Here is a 22886-nt window from a genome sequence, read left to right on the forward strand (position 1 = left end):
TCCACGCCAGTCGCTCATGGGGGAGACCCCCAAGACCGCGCTGGCTCCCCTTTTTAAGGGGGACTTTGACTCTTGTTCCCCCCTTTTTAAGGGGGGTTAGGGGGGATCTCGATCAATTTTGATACTTTTCAGACATCCTCTTAGGCAATTTAGTGATTTGCTTAAACCAATAATCGCCGTAGAGCAAAAACCCTTGCTAGATCTTGCGGTAAAAACAAACAGCCTCTAATTAAGAGTTAAGACTGTAAAATGTCAGTATAAAACCACACATAAAACTATGTCAACTCAAACAGCAAAATTCACTCTTTACAACTTAGCTGGTAAAGAGAAAGCTTACTATTTAGTAGACAGAGTTAATCTAGAAATCAAACCTGATGCTATCCCCAAAAAATCAGTAACTCATAGTATCATTATCATCGACCGTTCTGGCTCAATGTCTGGTGATATCGACGCTTTAAAAGACACGCTAATTAAACTTTTGACTTTAGATGAATATAGCAACTCTCAGTTAGCTATTTCTCTAATATCTTATTCTTCTCAGGGTGATGTTACTTGTCATTTCCAACGCATACCAATTCAAGAAGTGATGAGTCGAAATTCACCGTACTTGGAAGAAATACAAAAAATTCGCGCCAGCTATCTTACCTGCATTTCTCAGTCATTACAATTAGCTAAAACCCTAATTAAAGCTGGTGAATTGACAGCGATTACTTTGCACAGTGACGGTTATGCTAATGATAGCAGCCCAACTACAGAAGCAAAAGCTTTAGATGCGATATGTAACGAACTCAAACACCTAGATGTTTTTGTCAATACTATCGCCTATTCACCTTATTCTGATTTTAAATTATTGGCTAAAATTGCCAATAATGTCTCTGGTAGCTGTGTGCAAGCTGGAAACATCAAAGAAGTATATGATGCCATTTACAGCACTGCAAACTTATTAAGTGAAGCAGTAGGAATATCAATCGAAGAATCCTTAGGTAGTGATTACAGTTATCAGGTGTTTTTTTCCCAAACTGCAAAGAAAATTTACGGTACAAGTCACACGCTCAAGATTTTGGGTTTGAAACCAGAAGATGAAGGGATTATCTATAAATATAAGCAAGTCACAAAAGATGCTTATGAACAACTTCAAGATATCCCAGTGATGCAGAATCATGAATCAGTTTATGCTTTTGCTAAAGCAAATTTAGCTGAAGGAAATTTGAATACTGCTAAGTATGCCCTAGCGAGTACATTTAACGCCACATTAACAGAAAAACACGCTAAAGCGCTTACCAATCGAGATATTTCTAGCTTGGCTCAAGATATTGATGTAGTTTTATTTTACCCCCATGTTCTAGAAAAGCAGGAAATACTTGATGGAGTAAAAGTTAACAATAAAATTTCTTTACTCGAACTCATGCAAATTTTTGCGGAACATCGTCAAAGCATCATTGTCAACATCAAAAATCTGCAAGATAACTATCAAAGAAAAGGTGTCAAGCGGGTGAAAGGTGTACGAGATGAAAATGGCGAACTTGTCAAGCCTTGGTTACAAACAGAAAATATCGTTCAAGGCGATTATGTGGAAATGGGCGTGTTTGAAATTAATCACAACACCGCCACTATCAATATGCTTGTTAACCGCAAAGTCAAGCTTGTCAAAGCTGAAGACAAAACCCCCATTGTTGAAGTTGCAGGTTTGTTGGTAAATGACTTAGCTACTTTTAATAATTACACCATTGTCAGTGATGGTGAAATAAATGTCAAATCTCTGCAAGTTAAAATCAGCAATAAAAAAGCCTTTGATTTATTGAAAGACAAAGGTGTTATCGATGCTGAAAAATTTGATTTTCATGCTGAATACACCATCCAGTTAGACAACTTACCTTTAGTACCCTTTGATGGAAGTTACAGCAGCATTGATGGTTTATTCACTCAACTAGCAGAAATCAAAGTTGTCTCTAGTATTATTTCTGCTTACTTGCATGATGAATCAGATGTGTTTATCTCAGAACAATTAGATGAGTTGAAAAAACATTACTTATCTAAAAATCTGTACCTCAATTTTCCCTCAACCAACGATTACAGAGACATCAAGGAAGCTATAAATAACGGGATAATCGACTCCCGCGTTAGCTATAAAATCGATATTGGTAGTCAAGACATCCTCAACCTCAGCAAGCTTTATTCTGCTAATAAATTCTTAGAAAGAAGATATGAAGCTTATCATAAAGAAACTGGGGAGATTTTTACCAGTCCTAGCTGTGAAATGGCACTTAATGAAAATATAGCTTTTAGACCAAAATCAATTTCGGCGCGGATGAAGATTACCAAGGTTGATGAGTTGATGAAACCAATTTTTGATGACCTTCTCGGACTAGAGCAAAATCACCGAGGCGCAGAAATTCTGAGCAAAGTTGGTGCTGATATTTTGGTGCTAGTATTGCAAGCTAAACACGCTGGTAAAAGTGTCAGCAATGAGGAAGTTATTGCTGCAATGACAGCAGCTAATAGTAAATTAGAGCAATATGCTGAGAAAATTTACCAGGAAAAGATTTCTCCTTTAGTATTTTACATTGGTGCTACGGGACTGTTACCAGATGAAATTTCAGCTAAAGCCATGACTGCTGAAGAAATTTCTTCTAAATTCCCCAATTTACAGTTTTCTAAACATGAGCAGGAAGGCACATTTTTTGTAGTCGGTGATAGCATTATCAGCGTCTATGCTCAGAATGAATATTACAGCAAATAGGTGACGCGTAGCAGAACTAGGGTGAGGTTTTGTTTCCTCTGTTCGATAAACCATAAAAGTGTAGGGTGTGTTATGGCTTCCGTAACGCACCGACAACCGAAAATAGTGCTGTACTTTCTACGATAAAACCGAGTACAAAGGTTTTATATTTAATTCAACCCGCTTACTTCTTGGTGTATTTTGCTCACAGGGTAACTGTATTCAATCAGACACCCTGTTTTTTTTCACATTACCCATTTAGTATGGTCTAAACTCCAGTGGCTGATTTCTTGTTGTATAACTTTGCTCAGTTCTCTTGCTTGCTGGATATGCATGGCATCTAAAACTGTCTGTTTCAACAACAACTCTAGCTTTCTTGCTTGTTGGGATGCATTCACCAAACCAAAAATTCCCAAAGCTCCAGCTAATTTATGAGCAATTTCCTCGGCTTGATGTTGTACTTCTAGATCAGATTTTGTCGAGGACAAAATAGTTATAATTTGTGCTAATTTACTGGCTTGTTCTGCATACTGAGTCTGAAATTTTTCCCATATTCCTGAGGTAATAGTCTGGGCTTTTTGTTTGGCATCATCTTTAATATTTAGAGCGCTTGACTGTGTAGGAAGTGAGCAGTGACAAGATTCGCTGGGACTGTTTAAACGATATCCCAATCCATACACGGTTTCAATTGGATCTTTTGCTCCCACAGCTTTTAACTTTTGACGTAAACTCTTAATATGAGTACTGACAGTGCCTTCACTGGGAGATTCAGCAAAATCCCAAAGCCGGTCTAAAATAGCTTGACGACTAAATATCCGTTTAGGGTTAAGTAAAAATAATTCCAATAACCAATACTCTTTGGGTGTGAGATGTAAAAGTTGATTGCCATAAGTTACCCTGGCATTTACTGAATCAAAGTGGATATTTTCCCAAATTATTTCCTGAGGATTGAGATATTTACCCCGGCGTAATAAGGCATTAACTCTTGCTAGTAATTCTTCTAAATTAAAGGGTTTTGTAACGTAATCATCTGCTCCCGCCTCAAGTCCGATAATTTTTTCTGTTATTTTATCTTTAGCAGTAAGTAACAAAATTGGAGTTTCGTAGCCTTGCTTTCGCAACTGCTTACATAGACTAATTCCATCTATTTTAGGAATTACAATATCTAATATTACCAAGTCATACTCAAACTGTTCTATCAATTCTAAGGCCATCTGTCCATCGCTAGCTAAACTGACTTGATATTGATGGGCAGTTAATATATTGGCAAGTATCTCACGGGTAATACTGTCATCTTCTACTAATAATATTTTCACCACCTTTTTGGCTCCTATATGTTGATTTTGCCCTTATTTAAGGTAATTTGTTGTTTTTTGGTTGATAGTAAAAGTATTAAAGCCCAACAGTACAACAGGATGAGCAAGACTATAAATCTATTTTACACAATACTTTTAAGTAAGGTTTTGTATAATAACCAGGCATCTTGCATCAGGACTAGAAAGTGCAAATATTGTGAATGAATGAGCTTAAAACTCTTATTTTTATGCCCAAAAAGATGTATTTCTGATTTTTTTGAGAAAAAGCTAGAAGATGTAAGCCTCTAATTAGCAACTATTGCCACTAGCAACACATCAAAGAAGCACATCTAACTAAACTATTCTCTGTTATCTGTTTTATGGATAAAGTCGGGCTTATTAGTAAATTTAAATACTAAGATAAAAAAATCATTCTATAGCAATACACTTCAGAGTAAGCTTTGTTGTCTCACAGCCCTCACTTGAATAAATAAATTTACTGAACAAAACTGTATTAAATCTAGAGTAATTAAAGTTTTGCCATCTTCAAAAAATCTTCAAAACTATTGTGTAATCTCAAAAATAGTTGAGGTAGGTTGAAATAGATATATGAACAGTAAGTTACAATCCTGCACCCCTGACACAATAGTAAAGAAAAAAGTTTTGGTGATTGATGATAACCCTGATATCCGGACGTTGGTGCAGTATTCTTTAGAAGATATAGGTGGTTGGGATGTAGTGACTGCCAGTTCAGGATACGAAGGGTTAGCAAAAGTCATGGCAGAAAAGCCAGATGCAATTATTCTTGATGGGATAATGCCGGAGATGGGTAGTCTAGCGTTTTTAAAAGAACTGAGAACTAGTCCAGACTTCCAGTTTTTACCAGTAGTTTTAGTGACAGGCTGTACAAAGTTAACTGAACATATACTGTGTTCAAATTTAGATGTGGTGGGAGCAATTATTAAACCCTTCAATCCCATGCTTCTCTCGGAACAAGTCGCTAAACTTCTCGGTTGGACAATAGAAGCCTAGGATTGTCAATCCTCACAAAATCTTCAAATTTTAGATTTACAATTTTCAGCAAAACTCAGATATCAGTTGGGCTGCCGTTTGAGAAATTTTTGAATTAAGTATTAGTATTGTATGTAAAAGGAAATTAGAAAGCGATGATGGGAAGACAAAAGTAGCATATTTCCCCTACATGAGTATAGGTTATGGTTAAACAAGATACATCTGCAACAGGTCAAAAAAATTATCTTCCTAAGTGTCCAACTGGCATTCAAGGTTTAGATAAAATTACAGATGGAGGACTACCATTAGGTCGTCCAACATTAGTTTGTGGTGCTGCGGGTTGTGGCAAAACCTTAATGGGGATCGAGTTTTTGGTACGAGGTGCAACCGAGTATGCAGAACCAGGAGCATTCATTTGTTTTGAAGAAACCCCAGAAGAAATAGTGCAAAATGTTACTTCTCTGGGGTGGGATTTAGAGCAGCTAATACAGGAAAAAAAATTAGCTATTGAACACATCTACATTGAACCCCAAGAAATTCAAGAAGCAGGTAATTATGATTTAGAAGCGTTATTTATTCGCATTGGTATGCTTGTAGATTCAGTAGATGCCAAAAGAATAGTACTAGATACCATCGAAGTGTTATTTGTCGGTTTAAGCAACGCTGCTATTGTCCGCGCTGAGTTACGTCGTCTATTTCGCTGGCTTAAACAAAAAGGCTTAACTGCTATTATCACTGGAGAACGGGGTGACAACACCTTGACACGGCAAGGTTTAGAGGAATACGTTTCTGACTGTGTAATTAGGCTAGATCAACGAACTAATGAGGAGCTAGCAATACGACGACTGCAAATTATTAAATATCGAGGTTCTCAACATGGTTCTAACGAGTATCCCTTCTTAATTACTGATGATGGCATTTCCGTTTTGCCCATTACCTCCGTTGGCTTAGACCATGTAGTCTCAACAGAACGTATTTCCTCCGGTATCCCTCGTTTAGATGCGATGTTGAGTGGAAATGGATACTTCCGGGGTAGCAGTATTCTTCTTACTGGTACAGCTGGCACAGGTAAAACTACTATAGCTTGCCATTTTGCTGCTGAAACTTGCCGTCAAGGAGAAAGGTGTTTGTATCTAGCATCAGAAGAAGCACCACAACAAATTATCAGGAATATGCAGTCTGTTGGCTTAGATTTAGAACCATATTTACAGCAGGGGTTGCTCAATTTTCAGGCTGTCCGTCCCACCGAGTATGGGTTAGAAACACACCTAGTGAATTTACATCACCTCATACAGAAATTTAACCCCTCTACCGTGGTTATTGATCCTATAAGCAACCTCACCTCAAGCGGTAATCTCAATCAAACCAAGATGTTCTTTATCCGATTGGTTGATTTTCTCAAATCCCAACAAATTACAGTGTTGCTCAATAACCTAACTGCTGGGGGTGGCCCATTTGAGCAGACGGAAATGGGAATTTCTTCCCTCATGGATACTTGGATAGAAGTCCGCATGCTAGAAAGCAACGGGGAACGTAGCCGACTTTTGTATGTTCTCAAATCTCGTGGTATGGAACACTCTAACCAAGTGCGGGAATTTTTACTGACTAAACAAGGTATTCAACTGTTAGATGTGTATTTAGGACAAGGAACTGTCTTAACTGGTAGTGCTAGAATTATTCAAGAAGCACAAGAAAAATTAGCAGCCAGTCAACACCGACTGTTGTTAAAGCAAAAGAAACGAGAATTGGAACGCAAACAAATGGTAGTTTGCTCCCAAATTTCTACATTAGAGGCAGAATTGGCAGCGCAACAAGAAGAACTCTGCATTCTCACAGAACAAGAAGCTCTTAATCAAAGCAATTTAAAGGAATATAGCCAGATACTAGCTCAATTAAGAAAAGCAGATTAGCCTTGTTTTGCCACTTTCGTTCAAGAAAAAATCTGACATTCTAGTTTACCACTAGTTTCAACTTTTTTGGAGAAAAAGAAAGTTTATCTTCAGTTTGGTTGTAGTTTGCTTAGTGTAGGGAATGAAGTGAAATTCAACTATCCCTGTTCTGCCACTCTCCGAAAACATTTGCCATTTCTGAATTCTAGAGCTTTTATCTACCAAGCGATTGCACAATCTCTTTCTAATAATAAATACAACACCCATTTTTTTCTAATAGGATAGGTTGGATTGATTGGTTGATAAGGCTTTCAGAGATTGCCCTCCCGGAAAGTGACAAAAGAGGGCTATAGAATTGCTGTTTGATTTTTGAAAAAATTACCTACACGTCTACCTCCCTTCTTTGCTTGTTAAGAGCCTCTATGAGTAAGTATGGCTACGCCATGCAAGCTATCATCAATCAAATCAGATTCCGATAATTCACTGGTAATGTTGGGTTTAGTTCCTCAAATGCCACTGCACTCCAAGGTGATAACCCCCGCAGGTGAGTGGCTCTCCAACCTACATCTGAATCCTATTAGTTTAGAGTCTCTAAGTAAGTATGCAAAAAGAAATCAAACCTATATTAAGTAAAGTAACAAATGTTTAAATTAGCTCGTAGTCAGGGCTTTAGCCCTCTCTATCTCCTGTGATCGACGCTACGCAGTAAGCGCAGCTATGCCCCCTTTCTCTTTACAAAGTAGGGCTGAGAGCCGCTTACTACAAACCTTTAATTATTTAGGATTGCTCTATTAGTTTTAGCAAATTTTAGGAGATTGTGTTGTGGAAGAACTTAATCACTCAGAGGAATTAGTTTTCTGGAAATTACGGCTTTATGTTGCTGGACAAACACCTAAATCGGTGACAGCATTTGCCAATTTAACAAAAATATGTGAGCAAAATCTTCACGGCAAATATCAAATTGAAGTAGTTGATCTACTTCTACAACCTCATCTGGCCCGAGAAAATCAAATCTTTGCTATTCCTACTTTAATCCGACAGCTACCTGTTCCTATCAGGCAAATAATAGGGGATCTATCAAATCAAGAGAAAGTGTTGTTGGGTTTAGAAATCAAGCCTGTTAATTACTAATAAATTAGAGGTAAAAGTAGATGAATAATGAAAATGAACAAGACAATCCTGAAGATGTGAGTTCTGAATTTAAAAAGCTAATGACAAAGGCAGAAAATCCAGTTTTTTGTTTACGCCTTTATGTGGCTGGTGCTAATTTTCATTCTCTTGCTGCTTTAAAAAATATTAAGAATATCTGTGAAGAATATTTACCCAGACAGTATAGTCTGGAAGTAATTGATATTTATCAACAACCGGGATTAATTATTGTAGACAATTTAGTGGCTGTTCCGACATTAGTGAAAGAATTACCTCTTCCCATCAAAAAATTGATTGGTGATTTATCCAATACACCCAAAGTGCTTTTAGGTTTAAATATTGTGTCAGATAGCAAGGGAAATTAAAAAAATGACTCTATTCAATTATTCAACAGAAGAACTGTGGAAAGAAAATCAAGTACTGCGAGAAAGGCTAGTTATCGCTGAAGATACATTACAAGCTATTCATCAAGGGACAGTTGATGCTTTTGTTATTTCTACTCCAGAAGGTGAGAAGATATTTACGCTGCAAAGTGCAGATTATACCTATCGTTTGCTTGTTGAGCAGATGTGTGAGGGAGCAGTTATTATCACATCAGATGGATGGATTTTATACGCCAATCAAGCATTTGCTAACTTACTCAAACATCCTTTAGAGAAGATTATTAGCTCTCGGTTTCAAGAATTTATTTTAGAGCGAGATATTAATATATTTCAATCTTTAAGGAAAAAACAAGAGCAAGAATTAACAGCAATAGGTGAATTATCACTGGTCAATATTAATGAACAGGAAATACCTGTTTATCTGGCTGCTAATAAGTTTAATGTAGATAATCATTATATTAATTGTATTATTATTACTGATTTAACAGAAAACAGACAAAATCAAGAAATTATCGCTTCTGAAAAATTTGCTAGATCCATTTTAGAACAAGTGGGTGAGTCTGTAGTGGTTTGTAACCAAAAAGGTATAATTATTCGTGCTAGCCAAGTTTTTAAAACTCTATGTTGTGAAAATTATCTTTTTCAAGACTTCGACCAGATATTATCATTATATTACTCTAAATTAGATATACATATAAAACCCCAAGAAACTCAATCTGACCAAAATATTGTCACAGAAAATTTTTTAATAGAAAATTGCTTTTCTATTAGTAGAGTTTTACAGGGACAGCATTATAAAGGAGTAGAAGTTTACTTTCAACGTTCTAATGGCGAGCGGGTTGATTTACTATTGAATGCCTGTCCCTTGTTAAACTCAATGGGAGAAATTATTGGAGCAATTATTAATCTTACAGATATTACAGAGCGCAAACGCCAAGAAGCGGAACTGCACCTAGCTAAAGTGGAATTAGAAATGCGTGTTGCAGAACGGACTGCTGAACTCTCTGAACTGAATAAACAGCTACGTCTGACCCTAGATGATGTAAAACAAAAGAAACAAATTCTTTTGGAACAATCAAAACTTTTAGATTTAGCCCACGATACGATATTGACGCTAGATTTAAACATGGTGATTACCTTTTGGAACAAAGGAGGAGAGCAGATGTATGGCTGGAAAAAATCTGAAGCTGTAGGACAGGTATCTCACATACTGTTGCAAACCCAATTTCCGCAGCCATTTGCAGAAATTCAAGCTCAATTACTCAATCTAGGATATTGGGAAGGCGAGTTAATTCATACTGATAAAAATGGCATTTCTATAACTGTATTCAGTCGTTGGGTGTTACAAAAAGACGATCTAGGTAGACCTATAAAAATTCTAGAAATTAATAATGATATTACGTCCCGAAAGCAAAAAGAAGCAGCACTACAGGCAAGTGAAACTAAGTTTCGCTCACTAAGTGAATGTTTACCCATAGGTTTGTTTGTGATTGATCAACAGGGGATATGTACTTATGCTAATCCCTGTTTTCTACAAATTTTTGGGTTGACGATGGCAGAAGTGATGGGACAAAGTTGGTTAGCACTGATTAATGCGGATAATAAAGAGAAGTTGTTAAATCAATGGTTGAGGGTTTTCAAAGATATACCAGAAACTTTTGATCACGAGATTCGCTATCTTCACAAAGATGGTAAAACTCGCTATGCGCGAATTATACTTGCTCCTATGTTGATGGAGAAGACGAACTTGAGTGGTTACATTGGTACTGTAGAAGATGTGACAAAAATTCGTGCGGTTGAGCAAGTAAAAAGGGATTTTATCTCCATTGTCAGTCATGAATTGCGAACTCCATTAACAGCAATACATGGTTCTTTGGGATTATTAGCGGGTAAAGTCTATGACAAAAAGCCAGACAAGCGTAGCCAGATGCTGAATATTGCTGCCTCTCAAACAGAGCGTTTGGTACGGTTAGTTAATGATATTCTTTGTCTAGAAAAATTAGAGTCTGGCGAGATGAAGCTGGTGAAACAACGCTGCGATGCGGCTAAGTTAATTATAGATTCGGCGGATACTATGCAAGCGATCGCCCAAAAACAGCACATCAATCTTAATGTTAAACCTCTCTCTGTAGAAGTTTGGGCTAATTCTGATGCCATTATTCAAACTTTGACAAATCTGTTGAGCAATGCGATTAAGTTTTCTGAACCTCATACCACTATTTCTGTCAGTAATAAATTAATTGAGACAAAAGAAACTCAAGCACAAATATTTTCCCATCTTGCCAATCGTTCTATTTTTAACTTCCTCACACCACCTTATATCCTGTTTCAGGTACAAGATGAAGGACAGGGAATTCCCGCAGATAAATTAGAGAGTATATTTGGTTGGTTTCAACAAGTCGATGCTTCCAATGCGCGGGAAAAAAGTGGTACAGGTCTGGGACTCGCCATTTGCCAGAAAATTATACGGCAACATGGGGGATACATTTGGGCAGAGAGCAGATTAGGTCAAGGTAGTACATTTTTCTTTACATTGCCCCTCGCACTAAATACGTGATCAAAAATTAGGAACTTTTTTAAGTTATGTCTACGAAACGAGTGCTGGTCGTTGACGATGAAAATGCAATTCAAGCTGTGATTCAGGGTTGCTTAGAAGACATTGCCGGATGGGAAGTTTTACTTGCTAGTTCAGGCCAGGAAGGATTGCAATTGGCTGAGGCTCAAAATCCAGATGGTATACTTTTGGATGTTTCTATGCCACAAATGAGTGGAATTGAAACATTTCAAAAATTACAAGCAAATTTTGCGACCCAATATATTCCAGTGATTTTTTTGACAGCAAAACTCCAGCCTGAAGACAGAGCGCAATTTTCGCAGTTAGGGATTTTGGGTGTGCTAGACAAGCCTTTTGAGCCAATGAATCTTGTGTATCAAGTAGCTAATCTATTTGGTTGGGAAGTTTGAGTAAAATCTGAAAACTGCTATTGTACTAATTGCCAACAGCCGTGAACTAAAGTTCCGGCTGAAAGCATAAACTAGTTAAAACTAGTTAGAAGTCGTTAAAATTAGTTAAAACCAAATTTTTTGGTATATTTCTCAAATAAAGTTGCGTAAACTACTATATCCCTCTTCCATGACTCTAGGCAACGCAAAATTTGAAGCCTTTATTTAACAGGGGTTTGAGCGATTTATTAACGTTTCAAAATGTTCACCATATTTTGTTAGTAATAAAATGTTCAAACCTTTATCAAATCTGGATTTCAAAATTAGGAAATTATTTTTGTAATTCCCTGTTTGATGGAAGAGGGATATTATGGTATTGACAATTAATAGGGAATATTTGGATTAATAAAATTTTAACTTTGTTAATAATAACGGTTAAATAAGCTACATTTTATTTTCCCGTAAATTCTCATTGGTGTTTGCGGAAAAAGCTTTAGTTAAAGTACTTTTTTTATATATAAAAATGAATTAGCTCGTAATATGCGCCTAATACACCTTACTGTTGTTGTATGTTTACTTTATAAATGACCTCTTACGGTTAAAAATTTTATATATCTAAGAGGATGTTTGTAAAGTCTAATTTATTACTAGCCCTGGCGACTAGAAGTCGCGCACCACTTGCTTCTCCCAAGGGGAGACGCTGCGCGAACAAGTCGGCGGAGCCGACGACAGTCGCCTCAAGTCGGGAAACCCTTTCGGCAGTTCCTCCTGGGGGAGACCCCCAAGATCGGACTGCCTCACCACGGCGCTGTCTCCCCAACGCAGTGGCTTGGCTAGACAGACAAAACCCGCCTGCGCGGGTTAAAAATGTTGATTTTTCGTTAAGGTCGGTGGACAATGCCAGTGTAGTAGCGTACCCTGCGGGTGCCGGAGGCTCTATTATATTCGCCCAAGACTTTTAAAACATCCTCTAATAAAGAAATAAAAAATAACATAAGAATTCGCTATTAAAATATCGGCTTATTGATATTATTTTTGTTGCACTTAGGGTAAACAACGATGGATGAACTTGAGCGCCGTGCTTATTGGCGTGCTAATACTGCTTTAATTCGTAATCTTTTAATTGTCTGGGCGCTGGTTTCCCTCGTTTTTAGTATTTTGTTGGTTCAGCCGTTGAATGCGATCCGTTTTTTTGGCGTACCTTTTGGTTTTTGGATGGCGCAGCAAGGATCAATCCTGATATTTGTGGCATTGATTTTCATTTATGCGTTCCAAATGGACAAGCTAGACCGCAAATACAATATCAGGAAGTGAGGAAAAACTGTGTCAGTTGAAATTTGGACTATTTTGTTGGTTGGACTTTCTTTTCTAATCTACATTTATATTGGTTGGCAATCAAGAGTTGAAAATACGAAAGACTTTTTTGTAGCAGGTCAGGGGATACCATCAATTGCTAACGGTGCTGCTACCGCTGCTGACTGGATGTCCGCAGCGTCTTTTATTTCAATGGCGGGATCGATTTCTTTTTTGGGTTATGACGGTTCTATTTATCTGATGGGCTGGACTGGTGGCTATGTGCTGCTAGCATTGTTGCTGGCTCCCTATCTGCGAAAATTTGGTAAGTACACGGTGCCGGATTTTGTAGGCGATCGCTACGATTCTAACCTGGCGCGTTTGGTGGCGGTAGTTGCAGCCATTTTTATCTCCCTCACCTACGTTGCTGGACAAATGCGGGGTGTGGGTATTGTCTTCAGTCGTTTTCTCCAAGTCGATATCAATACAGGTGTGATCCTCGGCATGGTGATCGTCGGCTTTTTTTCTGTGTTGGGGGGGATGAAAGGCATCACTTGGACGCAAGTGGCGCAATACTGCGTATTGATTTTTGCTTATCTGATTCCGGCGATCGCGATCGCTTGGCTGTTAACGGGTAATCCTATCCCCCAATTAGCATTTACCTTTAGTGATGTGGCTGACAAGCTCAATCAAATCCAGGTTGATCTGGGGTTTAAACAGTATACTGAGGCATTTGTCAATAGGTCGATGTTAGATGTGCTGTTCACCACTCTCGCCCTGATGGTAGGTACTGCTGGTTTACCTCATATCATCGTCCGGTTTTATACGGTTAAAAATGTGCGTGCTGCTCGTTTTTCTGCTGGTTGGGCGCTGTTGTTTATTGCCATTCTTTATACCACAGCCCCCGCCCTGGCGATGTTTGCCCGCTATAACTTAATTGATTCTCTGCATAACCACACGGTTGCAGAAGTGCAGCAGCTAGACTGGGCGAACAAGTGGGAAAAAACCAAACTGCTAAGTTTTGAGGACAAAAATCAAGATGGGCGTTTGCAATTAACCCCCAATAAAGACACCAACGAAATTAATATTGACCGAGATATCATTGTCCTTTCCACCCCAGAAGTGGCAAAACTCCCACCTTGGGTAATTGCCTTAGTGGCTGCTGGGGGGTTGGCTGCGGCTTTGTCTACTGCATCAGGACTGTTGCTGGTAATTTCCAGTTCCATCGCCCATGATGTCTACTACCGGATCATAGATTCCACCGCCTCGGAAGAGAAACGAGTGTTTGTTGGGCGCGTTATGGTTGGTTTTTCCCTCGTCCTCGCCGGATATTTTGGGGTGAATCCGCCGGGATTTGTGAGTGAGGTGGTGGCTTTTGCCTTCGGTTTAGCTGCTGCTAGCTTTTTCCCGGTGATATTTCTGGGGATTTTTGACAAGCGTACCAATGCATCCGGGGCGATCGCTGGGATGTTGACCGGTTTGATTTTTACAATCATCTACATTATTGGAGTCAAATTCGGGGGTATGCAACCCTGGTTTTTTGGAGTTTCAGCGGAAGGAATTGGCACTTTGGGGATGATCTTTAACTTCATAGTTGCCTTGGTGGTTTCTCGCCTCACACCACCCCCAAGCGCAGAAATTCAAGCGCTAGTAGAAGACCTCCGCAGCCCGAATATTGAAGAATAGACGAATTGTGAAAATTGCTGACTACCTCATTTCTTGAATGTTTTTCATCACTTGTTGATACAAGTCATCGTTACCTTCTTTTTGAAAGATCGCAGCGGCCCGTTGTAAGTCTTGCAGCGCCCCCATTTTATCTTTATTGGCGGCGCGGGCATTTCCTCGGTTATTGTAGGCAGGTCCAAAGTTGGGATTGAGGCGAACGGCTTCATTGTAATCGGCGATCGCACCTTGGGGATCTCCCTTAGCAGCGCGGGCATTTCCCCGGTTATTGTAAGCAATGGTATATTTCGGGTCGAGGAGAATGGCTTGGTTGTAATCATCTAGGGCCCCGTTTTTGTCTCCTTGGGTAGCACGGGCGTTCCCCCGGTTATTGAAAGCTTCGGCGTAGTTGGGAGCCAAGCGAATTGCTTCGTTATAATCGGCGATCGCCGTTTTGTTGTCTCCCAACGATGCACGGGCGTTCCCCCGGTTGTTGAAAGCCTCGGCATCATTGGGATTGAGGCGCAGCGCTTGACTATAATCGGCGATCGCGCCCTCTTTGTTGCCGATATCAAAATACGCCAGTCCCCGACTCCTGAAAGCCGGGGCATATCTGGGATTCAGACTAATTGCTTTGCTATAGGCAGCGATCGCCGCTTGAGAATTGCCTCTGGCGTGCTGATTTTGTCCCTGAATATAAAAGTCCCCAGCTTTAGTTGTTTTCGCTGTCCGACGATTTGGAGGACTGACTCCTACTTCTGTTACCAATACATCCTTGTTGCTACTACAAGAAACAATTGTCATTCCGGTCAAAGCGGCAAACAAAGCTATAGTAAATACTCTGCCTACCCTTTGACCTTTGTGTGTAAATAACCGCCATCTCATAAGTTTCTATAAACCGCCATTATACCTAGAGGAATTTAGTACCAAAATCTAGTTAATTATTTAACTCCAAAATAATTCTAACTTTTGGCTGAGGTTTACAGTCAATTGACAATATTTCCTGATATTTTATTGGTGCAATTAACGGTTTTTTAAAGGATATATTCGGCAAAGTTAATCATGAAGTATAAAACCTTTCATTTTTCAACCTTTATGCTTCAGCCGTTGTCTGATAATCACCTGTTTGATACTGCTAGTCATGTTTTTGATGATACTTTTGACAAAAAATATATTTTCTCTTCTCCTGACTAAATTTTCTGCTTCACCATAACCCGATAATTTCTAGCATTCACCTTCAGATAACTAATTTACCCCTGCTCAACATCAGTTTCCTGAGCTTTGGAAGTCAGTCGCCAAGCAGTTGTTTTGTCAATATCTACAGCTAGTTGTTCTAGATTTTGCCCTAAATCCTTTTGGAGTTTCTCGGTCAGTGTGATGGAAAAATCCAAATCAATACCTTGAGTTTGGACTAGCCTTACTAATTCTCCAAACGTAACTTTTACAGTTTTACGCTCATAACTATTCAACTGACAATAGGCAGTTTCCGAGACATTTTGCACCTGCATAGCTTTTTTAATTCGCTCTTGCAGATGCTCACACTCTGAAGTCACTAGCTTTCGCTGCTGCTCTAGTTGCGAATATTTAGCACCAAGAGATGTTAAGTCTTCTGTGGTGGGGTCAGTGATATTTTCAGCCTGTAATTTTAATAAATGCCAGTGTACTTGAGCCAGATAAATACAATCTAAGTATGCATATTCTATCTGTTCTTCAGTTAATGGTCGTTTGCCCCAATCACTCGTTTGCTCTTGTTTATCTATATTGTTAAATTTACAAAGTTCTGTAGCGAGAGTCTTAAGTTGATAGTTAGGTAATGGCAAGAGATAATAAGGAATTTTTTTGGCCATTTCTAAAGTACAGGTAATATTTTTAGCCTGCTTATTTCCCAGAAACTTTAGATCAAAACTGGCGTTGTGGAATACCTTTTCAATGGCTGAATTTACCATGATTTGCTCAATAAAGTTATCTATAACATCAGGCTGATCCAATACATCCAAAAGATAAACACAATCGCCACTCATATCTTGAGGATTATCCAATATCTGAATCAGTGAGAGTTTGGGCTTACGACTTTTATAGTCAGCCACTTCTGTATCTATCCACAATGTTTTAGATTTGCTATATTCATCGGTCAGGCAATGAATTTCGCTGGCGGTAGTCAGATAAGGCATTGGCTAATATTTCCCAAGATTTGGTTAAGGGTAAGTAAGTCATAGTTTCCCAAGTTAACATTTTGTTGCTTGATTTTACTGGCAAGTACTGCCCAATCATTATGATGATTTTCTCGAAAATATCCTGCCAATCTGCCAAGAAACTCATACTTAGGGATGATTTTTCCTATTGTTGGCGTAAACGGTTTCTTTCAAGTTTGCTCAGGCGCATTTGGTAGGTGGCACGAACCAGGAACAAAAGATTTGAGTAACTTCCTCATTTTTACTTGACAAAAATTATGTTTTTTGGGAATATATAAAAATATGATATAGTTTGCTACTATTTTAACTTTATTTGAGTTGATCCCAGATTGTGCAATTGCTAATTGACAAAATCAATTCGGAAATTGGGACAATTTTGATTGTTGCGGATGGTGAGAAACTCTGCGCTGTTGACTTTGCCGACTATGAGCTAAGAATGATCAAACTTATAGAGCGGCGCTATGGCAACTTCTCGCTCCTTGATGTCAAAGACCCGCAGGGTTTTAGTAGCCGGATTCGGGCTTATCTCAAAGGTGATGTTCAAAGTTTAGATGATATTCCTGTAAATACTGGGGGTACTGCCTTTCAGCAGCAGGTGTGGCTAACACTGCGAACTATTCCTTGGGGAAAAACAATTTCCTACAGTGAGCTAGCAGCGAAAATTGGTAAGCCGACTGCTTATCGTGCTGTCGGCTTGGCAAATTCACTCAATCCGGTCGCCCTCGTCCTTCCCTGTCATCGGGTAATTGGTGCAAACGCTGCACTTACAGGATACGCGGGGGGTTTAGAGCGGAAACGTTGGTTACTTCACCATGAGGGCGTGTCAACCTTGACCTGCACCTTGAGGGGGAGATGAAATCACCTTTTTGGCTAAACCTAGAGTCTGCAAGGCTTTAATACTCCACCAAGTAACATCAATTTCCCACCAGCGCAATCCTGATTTTGCCATGTGGGGATAAGTATGATGGTTGTTGTGCCATCCTTCTCCATAAGTTACCAGGGATACCCACCACAGATTACGCGCACCGTCGTTGCTTTCAAAGGTGCGATAGCCCCAGATGTGAGATGCAGAATTCACAAACCAAGTGGAATGCCAAATCAATACTGTCCTGACAAACATCCCGTAAATCACAAAAGACCAGCCGCCTAAAGCATACAGCAGCACGGCAAGGGGAACTTGTAGCAGCAAAAAGTAGCGATCTAACCAGCGGTAAAATGGTTGGCGTGCGAGGTCTGGCGCGAATTTTTGATAAATTTGGTAATCAAAAAACTCTGGACGAGGATATAAAATCCACAGAATATGGCTCCACCAAAAGCCTCGTTGAGCCGAGTAGGGGTCGAGGTGAATATCTTCAGTGTGGGCGTGATGCTGGCGATGTGCGCCAACCCAGGAAATGGGGCCTCCTTGAAGTGCAAGTGCTCCAATGAAGGCGATCGCATATTCTAACCCTTTGGGCACTTGGAAACTCCGATGGCTTAACAATCGATGATACCCCAGGCAAATGCCGATACTCCCAAACAACCAGTGGAGAAATAGCAGCAAACCTAGTGCCGACCAGGAGAAAAACCAAGGGGCCAAGAGAGCTAAAGCATGAACTGCGGCAAAAAATGCCACATTCGTCCAACTGAGGCGTAGTGCTTGGCCTCCCTCAGGGGCGATCGCCAGAAATTTTGCGGGCATAAAAATTCTTGTGGATGGGTTATTTAAGTGATCGGTTGTTTGTCTGGTGCAACCTGACAAAGGATTTCGTTAAAGTAAAGCAAAGCAAGTCTAACTTACATTTGCTATGCTATCAATTCTCCTCTTTTTATGCAAGTGACGCTTGCATTATTATATGTCATCTCAACCGAGTTCAACTCGTCAACGCCTGATTCAAGCGGCACTTGAGTTGTTTACTGCCCAAGGAGTGATTGCCACCACTACCCGTCAAATTGCCATCAAAGCCGAAGTCAATGAAGTTACACTATTTCGACATTTTGGCAATAAGCATGGACTGCTGTTAGCGGTATTGGAAGAATCCGCAGCTTTTAAGAATTTAGGCGAGTCACTGGTACAGCGGGCAACTCCGCCTGGTAATGTCTATCAAGCACTGAAAGATTATGCAAGTGACAGTCTACTAGCATTAGAACGAGTGCCTGAGTTTGTTCGGTCTGTGGTGGGAGAAGCAGACCAGTATCCGATGGAAAATCGCCGTGCCTTAGGCAGGGGGTTAACAGAGGCGAACCGCTATGTAGCCCAGTATTTAGCCACCGTTATTGAGCAGGGACATTTAAATACTTATTTACCCGCTGAGAAATTAGCCAGTTTGCTCAATGGAATGATCTTAGGATATGCCGTGATCGAATTTACAAGTGAATTTCACGAATTGTGGGAGGGTAGGGATGATTTTCTCGAAAATTTAGTGGAGTTATTTTTACATGGAGCCATGTCACCCCTAGGGGAATCAACCTTAGAAAGCTCCATCAACAGGGAAGTGGCTGATTTGCCTGCTGGTTTAGTTCATGAAATTTTACACCAAGCCAGAAAAATGGGAATTCAAGATTATGCCTTGGCTTACGTGTTATTTAGCACAGGATTATCTCCCATAGAAATAGTTAGCTTGCAGCGATCTCACCAAATCTACGACACCAAAGGGTATTTCCTACAAATTACAACTCCAGGAAGCATCCGTCAGGTACCCGTAAATCAGTGGATTTTAGGCAAACGCTATGGCTCCTACACAAATAATCCCTTAAGCAAATGGCACAAAAGTCGCAAAGATCCTCAACCTGCGATGTTTATTAACGCCGCAGGCAAACCCATTTCGGAATTAGAGCTTCTGGGACATTGGCAAGCATGGACTGAGAGAACATTGACTCCCCAAGGAAAACCACCTGCTTTAGCCCAAGCACAACATACTTGGTGTGTAGAAATGTTGATGCGCGGCATTAGCTTAGATAATCTGACGATTCTCACCGGTTGCGATCGCACTAAATTACAGCCCTATGCCCGGAGAGCTAGAGAAAAAGCCGCCCTAGAGCAAGCTACCCGTTTAGATCAGAAATTAGGATAGAAGTTATATGGCACAATGATCAGCAATGGTGCTGAGTTCAAATTTTCAACTAAAAATCTATGAAAAAATCGATAAATCGCCAGTGGCGGCTGGCTACACGTCCAGTTGGTGCCATCAAAGAAAGTGATTTTGAGTACCGAGAAGAACCAATTAGCAGCCCTGAAGACGGTGGGGTATTAGTCCGCAATATATATCTTTCTTTAGATCCTACCAATCGCATTTGGATGACCGATAGCCCCCAGTATATGCCTCCTGTAGAACTTGGAGAAGTGATGCGTGGTGTAGCTATCGGTGTAGTCGAAGAATCTAAAAATCCCAACTTTCAACCAGGGGATCTGGTCTCTGGTCTGCTGGGTTGGCAAGATTATGCTCTAGTCTCCTCTCAAAAACTCCTTCCCCTAACAAAACTACCCCAGCCAATACCTGCTCCCCTGACGGCATTCTTGGGACCCCTCAGTTTTATTATCGGTTGCACCGCCTATTTTGGACTATTAGACATCGGACAGCCGAAAGCAGGCGAAACTGTAGTTGTCTCCGCCGCCGCCGGTGCAGTTGGTTCCCTTGTTGGGCAAATTGCCAAAATTAAAGGCTGTCGTGTAGTGGGGATCACCGGTTCCGACGAAAAATGTCGCTGGCTGCGCGAAGAACTAGGTTTTGATGCCGCAATTAACTATCAAACTGCTGACCTTGTAACAGCATTAGCTCAATCATGTCCCGATGGCATTGATGTCTATTTTGATAACGTTGGCGGGCCGATTCTTGATGCCGTGCTGACACAGGTAAATCTATTTGCACGCATTCCCCTGTGCGGTTTGATATCAACTTATAATGCTCAAGAGCCTGTTCCTGGCCCCTATAATTACAGCCAGATTTTGATGAAGCGTTTGCGCGTGCAGGGGTTTATTGTCACCGATTATTTAGCGCAATCGGGTGTTGCTTTCAGGGAAATAGGACAGTGGCTACAAGAGGGGAAAATTAAATATACTCTAGAAATGGTTGAGGGCTTAGAAAATGCGCCACAGGCAATCCTCAAGCTTTTCAATGGCGACAAGAATGGAAAACTGGTTGTAAAAGTTTCCGAAGAACCAAGTTAATTTGGGCCTTAAAAAGGCTCAAGCATTACTGCCTGAGCCTCTGCTAACTCCAATTAAGTTACTAATAACTTACGAGTTAACTAAATAGGTTGATCCTATTTCGCTTAGTAGCGGTTACGGTTACCACCGCCGCCGCCGCCACGATTACCACCACCAAAGGAACCTCTGTCTTCTCTGGGTTTAGCCTTATTCACTTTAAGGTCACGTCCCATCCACTCAGCGCCGTCAAGCGCTTCAATGGCAGCTGTTTCTTCAGCTTCTGTACCCATTTCTACAAAACCAAAACCGCGTAGCTGACCTGATTCACGGTCAGTAGGAAGTTGAACGCGTTTTACAGAACCATATTCTGCAAAAACTGCGCTCAGAGTGTCTTGGGTAACTTCATAAGAGAGGTTGCCTACGTAAATTGACATAAATTGTCTCCAAAATCATAAGAGTGTAGAGATTTAGATTTCGGAGAAAAGTCTGTATATACCATACCAAAAGGGAAAAGCCTGTCAATACTAAAAACAAACACTGTCGCCGAATTACTTCTCAACTACCATGATGGCATAGAAATGAACGATTGGGGGGGAAATTTGAAAAATGTTACATAACTTTATGTTGGCAATTTACTTGTTCTTTTCTGGCAGCCAAGTTTTACAAAGCAACCAAACGGCAAGACCAATCACAGTACTTAACACTAAGGAGATAATGAAGGGATGGGGATAGTTGCTAGCATCTTTATCCCCAGGAATTCGCCAAGGTGTGGTGATTAATCCAGAACTGGAGGCGATAAATGAACCAGCAGCGATTCCTGTACCAATAGATGTAATGGAATTTTGTAGTTGCTGATCAGCCTTCTCTTTGGCGGTTCTTACCAGTGCTGCTGCTTGCTCACGGGCAGTCCGATCTGTTTCAGCAAGTTCTGCTTGGTCACGGGCTAAACGCGATCGCTCAATCTCCACAATACCGCGAATCGATGCGATCGCCTTATCGAGCAAGCTAGAACCATTTTGGAAATAACCTAAATCAACCTTTATCTGTTCTTGAAAATAAGGGTAATTTTTCTGATAAAAATATTCTAAAAATTCGAGGTTTTCATCAGGTAATAAACTCTGTATTTCTTCCAGCTTATTTTTATAATTCTGTCCGTTGATATATATTGTATTTTGAAAATCTACTAAATACCGCAGCAAATTCTCATGATCTAATGCTAGTTGAGGCAAGCTCTTGATTTTTATTTGTAATTTATCTAAATCATCATTACTTAATCTAGGGTCATTTCCTAAATTTTGTAATATTTGAATTTCTACTTCTATTTTGGCATAACACTCTTTTAATTTTTGATAAATTTTTCTACTATCTTTAAAAGCACTGATGACTTTATTTCTAAAGAAAAATAGCTCAATCAATTGAGTATAATATTTATCAATTAATTTATCCTCAGCATCGGTATTAGCAAATAGCCAAACTAAAATATGGCGATAATTAGATAAATTGCTCAAACCATATTCAAAAATCTGACTACCAATTAGCGATGCAGAACGATTAAAAGGTGGTAGAGAATCAGCAGGTAAAAAAGCTGTTAAACAAGCATCAGCTAAAAGTCTTAATTCTGCCGCACTCTTATTTTTATCTTCATCAGTCAGGAAGGCTGTAATTAAAAGAGTTTCCCCCAGAAATTCGTCTGTATCTGTTAAAAATAAGCAATTATCTGGATTTAGCTGCTGTAAAAACTCTATTTCTACATCTTCAGTTTTTTGACCATTTTCTTCTTGAGGACGACGCAAATTCAACCACAAACCGTAACTATCAAATAGCCGGAGAGGGTAAACTATACCTGTAACTGCGATAGGTTGGCTATTGAAATTTACATCCCCCTTCAGGGAAACTAGAAAGTTATTATTTTTGACTTTCTCAGGTTTAGTTAAAGCGATGCGATAAGAATCTTTTTTTTGCGTTACATCCAGCCAATCATGTTTAAGCTGAAATCGTTGCTGGAGAACCTTAGCGATAATCTGATCACAGTTTTGCCAAAGCCAATCTGTATCATTACCATGTTCATCTTCTTGCAGATGAAAGGCAAATAAATGTACATTTGGCGCGTAAAGTTTAAAACTCATTGACTGTACCTGATTTATTTTTTATAGTGCATTAAATATGGTTAATCCATCTGTATAATTTAAGAGGACTTTTGTCAAGTATCAAATCGTATCTAGAT

General features: G+C 39.7%; 19 protein-coding genes. 12 read left to right on the forward strand and 7 right to left on the reverse strand.

What is annotated here, in order from left to right:
* Positions 1-277: 277 nt before the first annotated feature.
* On the forward strand, positions 278-2740 hold the full coding sequence (locus tag CYLST_RS12975; protein WP_015208183.1) for a vWA domain-containing protein: 2463 nt from the start codon (positions 278-280) through the stop codon (positions 2738-2740).
* Between the two features lie 224 nt (positions 2741-2964).
* Here CYLST_RS12975 and CYLST_RS12980 read toward each other — a convergent pair whose 3' ends face one another.
* Positions 2965-4035, reverse strand: a complete 1071-nt coding sequence (locus tag CYLST_RS12980; protein ID WP_157162578.1) for a response regulator — start codon at positions 4033-4035, stop codon at positions 2965-2967.
* A gap of 588 nt (positions 4036-4623) precedes the next feature.
* Between CYLST_RS12980 and CYLST_RS12985 the strand changes: the two genes are divergently transcribed.
* The 6 genes from CYLST_RS12985 to CYLST_RS13010 all read left to right on the forward strand — a co-directional run bounded on the left by CYLST_RS12985 (position 4624) and on the right by CYLST_RS13010 (position 11410).
* Positions 4624-5046 (forward strand): response regulator, encoded by a 423-nt coding sequence (locus CYLST_RS12985; RefSeq protein WP_015208185.1) that lies wholly within the window; start codon positions 4624-4626, stop codon positions 5044-5046.
* Positions 5047-5228: 182 nt separating this feature from the next.
* Positions 5229-6935, forward strand: a complete 1707-nt coding sequence (gene kaiC / locus CYLST_RS12990) for a circadian clock protein KaiC (RefSeq protein WP_015208186.1) — start codon at positions 5229-5231, stop codon at positions 6933-6935.
* A gap of 801 nt (positions 6936-7736) precedes the next feature.
* On the forward strand, positions 7737-8045 hold the full coding sequence (locus CYLST_RS12995; protein ID WP_015208187.1) for a circadian clock KaiB family protein: 309 nt from the start codon (positions 7737-7739) through the stop codon (positions 8043-8045).
* Positions 8046-8065: 20 nt separating this feature from the next.
* A complete protein-coding gene (locus CYLST_RS13000; protein WP_015208188.1) occupies positions 8066-8428 on the forward strand; it encodes a circadian clock KaiB family protein in 363 nt (120 codons plus the stop codon).
* Between the two features lie 4 nt (positions 8429-8432).
* The gene (locus CYLST_RS32290; protein ID WP_015208189.1) at positions 8433-11003 is read left to right on the forward strand and encodes a PAS domain S-box protein; all 2571 of its coding nucleotides are present in this window, start codon (positions 8433-8435) and stop codon (positions 11001-11003) included.
* A 26-nt stretch (positions 11004-11029) separates the two neighbouring features.
* The gene (locus CYLST_RS13010) at positions 11030-11410 is read left to right on the forward strand and encodes a response regulator (RefSeq protein WP_015208190.1); all 381 of its coding nucleotides are present in this window, start codon (positions 11030-11032) and stop codon (positions 11408-11410) included.
* 586 nt (positions 11411-11996) lie between these two features.
* Here CYLST_RS13010 and CYLST_RS34480 read toward each other — a convergent pair.
* Positions 11997-12287, reverse strand: coding sequence for a hypothetical protein (locus tag CYLST_RS34480; RefSeq protein ID WP_157162579.1), 291 nt, complete (start codon positions 12285-12287; stop codon positions 11997-11999).
* A gap of 161 nt (positions 12288-12448) precedes the next feature.
* Between CYLST_RS34480 and CYLST_RS13020 the strand changes: the two genes are divergently transcribed.
* Together CYLST_RS13020 and CYLST_RS13025 are read left to right on the forward strand one after the other, a co-directional pair.
* Positions 12449-12703 (forward strand): DUF4212 domain-containing protein, encoded by a 255-nt coding sequence (locus CYLST_RS13020; RefSeq protein ID WP_015208192.1) that lies wholly within the window; start codon positions 12449-12451, stop codon positions 12701-12703.
* A 9-nt stretch (positions 12704-12712) separates the two neighbouring features.
* Positions 12713-14368 (forward strand): sodium:solute symporter family protein, encoded by a 1656-nt coding sequence (locus CYLST_RS13025; RefSeq protein ID WP_015208193.1) that lies wholly within the window; start codon positions 12713-12715, stop codon positions 14366-14368.
* 21 nt (positions 14369-14389) lie between these two features.
* On the opposite strand, the gene CYLST_RS13030 is transcribed toward CYLST_RS13025, so the two are convergent.
* Positions 14390-15229 carry a tetratricopeptide repeat protein gene (locus CYLST_RS13030; protein ID WP_015208194.1) on the reverse strand — a complete coding sequence of 280 codons (840 nt, stop codon included), beginning with the start codon at positions 15227-15229 and terminating at the stop codon, positions 14390-14392.
* Between the two features lie 365 nt (positions 15230-15594).
* Positions 15595-16515 (reverse strand): ribonuclease D, encoded by a 921-nt coding sequence (locus CYLST_RS13035; RefSeq protein WP_015208195.1) that lies wholly within the window; start codon positions 16513-16515, stop codon positions 15595-15597.
* A 352-nt stretch (positions 16516-16867) separates the two neighbouring features.
* Between CYLST_RS13035 and CYLST_RS13040 the strand changes: the two genes are divergently transcribed.
* Positions 16868-17392 carry a methylated-DNA--[protein]-cysteine S-methyltransferase gene (locus tag CYLST_RS13040; RefSeq protein WP_015208197.1) on the forward strand — a complete coding sequence of 175 codons (525 nt, stop codon included), beginning with the start codon at positions 16868-16870 and terminating at the stop codon, positions 17390-17392.
* Here CYLST_RS13040 and CYLST_RS13045 read toward each other — a convergent pair.
* Complete coding sequence (locus tag CYLST_RS13045; protein WP_015208198.1) at positions 17360-18217, reverse strand: acyl-CoA desaturase; 858 nt, start codon at positions 18215-18217, stop codon at positions 17360-17362. The two genes, CYLST_RS13040 and CYLST_RS13045, sit on opposite strands and share 33 nt — an antisense overlap.
* A gap of 154 nt (positions 18218-18371) precedes the next feature.
* Here CYLST_RS13045 and CYLST_RS13050 point away from each other — a divergent pair, with 154 nt between their 5' ends.
* Both CYLST_RS13050 and CYLST_RS13055 read left to right on the forward strand, forming a co-directional pair.
* On the forward strand, positions 18372-19589 hold the full coding sequence (locus CYLST_RS13050; RefSeq protein WP_015208199.1) for a TetR/AcrR family transcriptional regulator: 1218 nt from the start codon (positions 18372-18374) through the stop codon (positions 19587-19589).
* Positions 19590-19648: 59 nt separating this feature from the next.
* Entirely contained in the window at positions 19649-20683 is a 1035-nt protein-coding gene (locus tag CYLST_RS13055) for an NADP-dependent oxidoreductase (RefSeq protein WP_015208200.1), read from the forward strand.
* A gap of 104 nt (positions 20684-20787) precedes the next feature.
* On the opposite strand, the gene CYLST_RS13060 is transcribed toward CYLST_RS13055, so the two are convergent.
* Positions 20788-21096 carry an RNA recognition motif domain-containing protein gene (locus tag CYLST_RS13060; protein WP_015208201.1) on the reverse strand — a complete coding sequence of 103 codons (309 nt, stop codon included), beginning with the start codon at positions 21094-21096 and terminating at the stop codon, positions 20788-20790.
* Between the two features lie 198 nt (positions 21097-21294).
* On the reverse strand, positions 21295-22788 hold the full coding sequence (locus CYLST_RS13065) for a hypothetical protein (RefSeq protein WP_015208202.1): 1494 nt from the start codon (positions 22786-22788) through the stop codon (positions 21295-21297).
* Positions 22789-22886: the final 98 nt, after the last annotated feature.

Source organism: Cylindrospermum stagnale PCC 7417, from assembly GCF_000317535.1.
GTDB classification, from domain to species: domain Bacteria; phylum Cyanobacteriota; class Cyanobacteriia; order Cyanobacteriales; family Nostocaceae; genus Cylindrospermum; species Cylindrospermum stagnale.